The organism is Campylobacter sp. GB48, assembly GCF_049221845.1.
In the GTDB taxonomy this organism is placed as follows: Bacteria; Campylobacterota; Campylobacteria; order Campylobacterales; family Campylobacteraceae; genus Campylobacter_D; species Campylobacter_D lari_C.
In genome coordinates this window covers 1-633 of record NZ_JBMJAR010000095.1, presented here as the reverse complement: position 1 = coordinate 633, position 633 = coordinate 1, and the positions used below count along the sequence as shown (strand labels likewise).

The following is a 633-nucleotide window of genomic DNA, read 5'->3' as shown; positions in this document are numbered from 1 at the left end:
ATTAGGTTCTTTAGTTTCATACCATTTTTGATCTATCTTATTCCATTCTTTGTTTTTAAGATATTCTTGTCTTAATGTTTCATCTATTTTATCTAACTCATCAGGACTTTTATCTTTAGTAAATTCTAAAAAGGCATGGGGAATGTTCCAATCCATAGGGTGGATATAAATTGTTGCGTAGTACTTCATAAAATTTCCTTATAAGTGACTAAAAAAATAATAACCAAATATTGCATAACAAATCATAAAAATCAATGATAAAAACAAGCTTAATTTATGTATTTTATAAAAAAAACCAATGATAAAAAATGAAATAATACTCAAAGAACAAAACCCAATAATCAAAATTGATATATCGTTAATAGTATGAGTATCAATATTAAATAACCATTGTATAGGATATAATAACCATTGTATAGGATATAATAACCATTGTATAGGATATAATAACCACCGAAAATCATCGCTTTTTATTAATATAGAATACACAAATGGGGAGATTATCACAATTCCAAAACATATGAAACAATCTAATACAAATTTAGCAAAATTAAATTTGTTATTCATAGATATTCCCTTACTATATATTGATTATTTTTTAACATCTTATTGCTTGTAACATTAACAGAATTC

1 protein-coding gene is annotated in these 633 nt (G+C 23.9%); it reads right to left on the bottom strand.

The window, feature by feature from the left end; genetic code table 11:
- Positions 1–189, bottom strand: a 189-nt coding sequence (locus ACOTVC_RS09005; RefSeq protein WP_421628403.1) for a hypothetical protein, incomplete at its 3' end; no start/stop codon positions are given.
- Between the last annotated feature and the right edge of the window lie 444 nt (positions 190–633).